This is a genomic window from Corallococcus sp. CA053C, from assembly GCF_003611675.1.
In the GTDB taxonomy this organism is placed as follows: Bacteria; Myxococcota; Myxococcia; order Myxococcales; family Myxococcaceae; genus Corallococcus.
The window spans coordinates 1-5,067 of record NZ_RAWA01000556.1 but is presented as its reverse complement, the minus strand read 5'-3'; the positions used below and the strand labels follow the sequence as shown (position 1 = coordinate 5,067).

At 69.0% G+C, this 5,067-nt stretch carries 4 protein-coding genes and 1 pseudogene; 3 read left to right on the top strand and 2 right to left on the bottom strand.

Annotated features, from left to right (window positions below; all coding sequences use genetic code 11):
• From D7V97_RS46700 to D7V97_RS44395, 3 genes are all read left to right on the top strand, one after another.
• On the top strand, window positions 1–952 hold a 952-nt coding region (locus tag D7V97_RS46700), incomplete at its 5' end, for a sigma factor (protein ID WP_147445178.1).
• Entirely contained in the window at window positions 953–1,234 is a 282-nt protein-coding gene (locus D7V97_RS39780; RefSeq protein WP_120615787.1) for a hypothetical protein, read from the top strand.
• Between the two features lie 95 nt (window positions 1,235–1,329).
• Window positions 1,330–2,109 (top strand): hypothetical protein, encoded by a 780-nt coding sequence (locus D7V97_RS44395; RefSeq protein WP_147445177.1) that lies wholly within the window; start codon window positions 1,330–1,332, stop codon window positions 2,107–2,109.
• A 118-nt stretch (window positions 2,110–2,227) separates the two neighbouring features.
• Here D7V97_RS44395 and D7V97_RS39770 read toward each other — a convergent pair whose 3' ends face one another.
• Window positions 2,228–4,678 (bottom strand): fibronectin type III domain-containing protein, encoded by a 2,451-nt coding sequence (locus D7V97_RS39770; RefSeq protein WP_120615785.1) that lies wholly within the window; start codon window positions 4,676–4,678, stop codon window positions 2,228–2,230.
• Between the two features lies 1 nt (window position 4,679).
• Window positions 4,680–5,067 (bottom strand): annotated as a pseudogene (locus tag D7V97_RS45045) (hypothetical protein); the annotation flags it as partial.

Below are 5,067 nucleotides of genomic sequence, written 5' to 3'. Positions count from 1 at the left end.
CCTCCCGCCCGCACCGACGCCGGAGCTGGAGATGGAGTCCCTGCTCTTCCTGCTGCGCGAGTTGCCGGACGGCTGCCCCGAGCAGGCCCGCGCGCAGGCCCGCCTCGTCGCCCTCGTGCAGCCCTACGTCGCGAGGGCCGCCCGCGATGTCGCCCGCCGCTGGAAGGTGGCCGCCGAGGACCTGCTCCAGGAAGGGCAGATCGCGACGTTCGCGGCGTGGCGCCGCTTCACACCGGGCCGCGCAGTGGGGCGGTGCCTGTACCCGGCCTACGTGCTGCGCCTCGCGCGGCAGGCCATGGACCGCGCCGCGGCTTCGGAGCGCAGCGCGGTGCACGTGACGCGGCACGCGCGCCGGAAGCTGGCGCGGGCGAAGCGGGCAGCACAAGCCGGGGGCGTGGCGGTGTCCGCCGAGCTCCGCCGCCAGGGCATGGAGGACGCCGGCATTCACGCCCTGGGTGAGGGGGCCATCGCCACCGTCTCCCTGGACGAACTCCTCACCGAGACGCCTGGCGCGGATGCCAGCCACGGGCGCCGGGGCGGGTCGGCTGCCGGCGCCGAGCTGCGGCTCTCCCTGGTGGACACGACGTCCGCACGCCTCGCCCAGGTGGCAGAGCGGGAGGAGGCCCTGTCGGCGTTGCACCGGCTCCCCCGCCTGCAGCGCGTCGTCGTGCAGGCCGCGTCCGGCCTGGGCCGTGCCGGCGGGATGGAGGCCTCGGAGCGGACGCTGGCCCAGGAGCTGCGGCTCTCCGTGGCGACGGTGCGGAAGCTGCGCGAGAAGGGGCTCTCCCGCCTGCGCGCGGCGCTGGACGCGGCTGGGCACGGGCCGGACCTGCCGACGCGGGCTGCGGGGAAGGTGCGCGGTCCACGCGCCAGCGCCCCTCGGGACGCGCGGCCGCGCCCGGTGGGGCAGGGCGCGCAGCTCGGCCTGGCACTCACCGCGGCGGGGGCGTAGGTGCCCGTCATCGTCACGAAGAAGGCCGGCACCTGCACCGCCGCTGGGTGCGGCGGGCGCATCCGCAAGGGCGAATACGTGGAGTACGTCGCCGCCACCGGGACGCGGCACCTGGAGTGCGCGGGCGCGAAGCAGGGCCAGCGTCCCAACCTCAAGGCGGGGACGTGCCGATGCGGAGCAGCGGTGGCGCCGCGTCAGGGCTCGCTGGCACTGAAGGAGACGGTACGTCGGGGACGGCGGCGGAAGGTCTGGCTCGTCTCATGCCTTGCCTGCACGGGATGAGGCATCCTTGACCCCGGACCTGGGCGCAGCTTCGCCAAGGGACATACGCACGATCCTGCCGCGCTATGTTGCTACCCCTCCGGAGGGGACGTCGCATGCAGAATGCTTTTCGGGTGCCGGCCGTCGTCGTTGCTGCCGCGCTGTTCACAGCGCAGGTTGCTCATTCAGAAGGCTTCACGTCCGACGGCATCGTGTACGACGGGCCGAGGGGAACACGGCTCGTCTTGGAGGCCGATGATGGTGACACACCTGCCCCGGAACCGGCCCCCCTGCAGGGGAAAGGCAAGGGCCCATTGGCAGCGGATGGTACTCCCATGTTCCTCCCTGACGGTTCAGCTAACCCAGACTTCTACCGCGTACCCAAAGGATACAGGAGTCGAGAGGGATATCTGGAATCTCGATGGGGCATGTCTCGTCGCGAGACGAGCGCGCTATTCCCTAAAATGAAGCCTGCGGAAGGGGCGCTCGGCTTCGCGTCCGAGACTGCCGGTTTGGATACCGTGCATGTATTTCTATTTACGGCAGATGCCCTCAGTGCAGTTTCCATCATGTCAACTGAGCGCCGAGTCACAGGGGATCAGTACCTTGCTGACTACGACAAGCTCCACTCTCTACTGGTACGGAAGTACGGGAAGCCGACCACGACGAGCGAGTCGTGGTCGAACGACGCTCTCCGTGAGACGCTGAGCAAGGGTTCCTGCCTTCAATTGGGATTTGTCAAATTCACATCAATGTGGATGACTGGTGAGACGAACATTGCCATATCAGCCGAAAGCATGGGCGCGCGGGTTCGTGTTCAAATTCTTTACGCGAGCGCCCGAATGATGTTGCAGCAGGCGGACGATCTTGCGCGTAAGGATATGGAGGGACTGTAGTTCACGCCTCCGCCCGGAAGCGCACGCCGTCGAGGTTGACCTCCGTCGAGCTGCCGGCCGGGCCTGCGCGGCCGGCTCGCGTGAACGTCGCCAACGGCAAGGTCATCGGCGCCAGGCCCTAGAGGTCGTCGAAGAGCTGGTAGGAGATGCCGTCGAGGCTGATGAAGGTCGTCGCCCCGCGAGGCAGTTGCACGACTCCGGTCGGCTGGATGACCAACCGACCCGCGCTGGTCGACGAGAACGTTCCTGTTTCGACCGTGAACGCCTTGGCCTTCGTGGGCCTGATGGCGGGGGGCAGCGTGAGGAGCGTCGCGCCAAGCGTGCCGGTGCCAGCGTACCTCAGCGCGCCGCGCAAATAGACGCGCCCCGAGTGCTCCCTGGAGTACATCGGCTGTCCGAAGTTGCTATCGACATCGCTGTATGAGTCGTAGCCGGTCCCGTAGAGGCCGAACATCGGCGTCCATCCAGGCTCTGCCGGCAGGATGATGACGCGGCAGCTGTCGAGGATGGCGTAGTAGGGGGCCGACTGGCTGTCCACGGCATTGAGCTTGCCGACGGTGACTCGCGCAAAACTCGTCGTCGATGGTGCACGGGCGCTACCGGTCATCGTGGTGAAATTGCCGATCAGTGCTGACTGGGTCGCGACGATGGTGCTTGAGATGTACGTGCCGAAGCGGTCGTACCACTCTAGGAAGAGCACGGTATCCCGGCCAGGAATCGCCGGTGGCTCAATGGCCACGTACGCGCTCGCCACGAGGATGTCATTGCTGTTCACCGCGAACGACTGGGACGCGAGGCGGGCCGCCGCTCCGGTCTTGGCGAAGCGCACGGCCTTGGTGCCGCTGTAGACCGTCGTCGTCTCAAGCATTGCATCAACGCCCCATGCTCCCGTCTCCATGAGCCATGCGTCCGGTGGAGCGCCAGGGATGTTGTTGGCCTCGAATCCCGGGTTCGGCGTCTCCGACGTCAGGCTGACGGCCGGCTGGAAGATGTTGGGCCCCACCTGCCCCGCGGTGAGCGAGACCTGGGCAGACGCCGGGCCCTGATTCCCTTTGGCATCGCGGGGCACGACGCGCGCGAAGTACGGACGGCCGGGGATGAGGTCGGCCACCTCGAACCGTGTCGTGCGCGCGGTGGCCTTGAAGGTCGACTGTGACGGGGTGAAGCCCGACGTGCTGGAGACGTGGAGCTCGAACGAGTCCCAGCTCGCGCCCGTGGTGGCGGGCGCCCAGGACAACGCGAACCCTGCCGCCACGGAAGTCACCACCAGCCCGGCGGGCGCAGGAGGGCCGGTGAAGGGCGCGCTCTCGGCCACCCCCGGGCGAGCATCCTTCTCCGCCCAGACAGCGCGGCTGGTGCTGGGCCGGCCCTGCAACTGGAGCTTCGTCCGGGCCTCGCCGCTGGACGCGCACTCGTGCTCCACGGAGAGGACGCCCAGGCGCTGGGACGTGTCGAAGTGCACGCCGTCCGGCAGCACCTGCACGAGGTCCGCCGCCTCCAGGTACCAGTGGATGCCCGGTAGCGTCAGCGACAGGCTGAGCGCCGATTCGGAGAGGTCCGCGATGGCCGCATCCGCCAGGCGCTGCGCCTCCGCGGTGGTGTCGATGAGGGACGACGCGCCCTCGGCCACCTGCATCCACCGGCGCCCGTACAGCGCGACGCTGGTGGGGTTGGTGGCCGTCACCGTCTTGCGCTTCTTCGTGCCGGTGGAGTCCGTCTCCAGCTTGTCCGAATACACCACCTCCACCACGTTGCGCACGTGCTCCAGGCTGCGCTTGAGCTCGCCCAGCTCCAGGACATTGGTTGGCCCGAAGGTGGCGACGGGCGTGTCCGTCAGCCGGTTCGGACTCCAGAGCGTGAGCGCGAAGGCGCTGGCGTCCTGGCGCCAGCGCATGCGCACGTCCCAGCCAATCTGCTCCGCGAGGGAGCGCACTGCATCGAGGAGGGGCTCACGCTCCTGCACGTAGGGCCCGCGGACGCTGAGCGGGTTGAGGGGCGTGTAGAGGCCGAACGAGCCCATGCCGTTGTCATTGAGGATGGACTGGATGACCGTCTGGACTGGCGTGCCAGCGGTGCTGCCGTAGTTGCGCTCCACCTCAATCCAGGTGTCCTGCAGCAGGCCGCCCAGGTCGCGCCCGACGAGGCGCAGCTCGTCCCCGCCCGCGTCCACCTCGTCGACGCGACCGCGCCACACCTCGCGCCACGCGTCCGCGGGCACGTCCGCGCGGAGCGTGTCCAGCGGCACCGTGGCCACCTCTACCCTGAAGTACGCGCCCTCGCGCAGCAGCGGCACGTAGGCCCCGTCCACCGTGTTGAGGAAACTGCCCACCACCATCGGCGCCAGCGACAGGCGCGTGCCATCCGGGCCGTTGCGCACTACGGAGACGGTGGCCTCGCCGACAGGGGCTTCGGTGCTGTCCGACCAGGAGACGCCCAGCAGGTAGTCCCCAGGCAGCAACGTGAAGAGGTCCGTCCAGGTGGCGCCGCGCTGCACCAGCACGCGCACGTGCGAGGCGAAGCCCGCGGTGCAGTTGATGACGGCCGTCTCTGCAAGTGAAAGGTTCCGCATGTCAGGTGCCCTCCGGCTGCTGCCACAACTCGAAGTCCAGGTACTGGCCCTGCACCCGCGCGCCGCTGTCGTCGTCGTACTCCAGCGCCTGCGCGTCGCCCGCCTGGCCCAGCACCATGAAGGGGCCGGGGATGCCTGAGCCCTCGGCGCGGTGGTACGGCAGCGGCCCGAAGGGCGCCGTCGCCGCCGCCCACTGCGACACCCACCCAGCCGGCACGTTGTAGGGCAGGTAGACGAGGTCGCTCACCGTGACGTCGGTGGACGTGGAGAGCACCTTCAGCGTGCCCCCGGCGACGGTGACTTCCAGCCCCAACTCCCCGTCCATGTCGTCCACGATGCCCAGCTCGGAGCCGTTGACGTAGAGGACGTCCGGGCCGAGGCGCGCCACC

Coding starts and splice junctions, on each gene's coding strand:
- D7V97_RS44395 (WP_147445177.1), top strand. CDS start 1,330: ATGCAGAATGCTTTTCGGGTGCCGGCCGTCGTCGTTGCTGCCGCGCTG.
- D7V97_RS39770 (WP_120615785.1), bottom strand. CDS start 4,678: ATGCGGAACCTTTCACTTGCAGAGACGGCCGTCATCAACTGCACCGCG.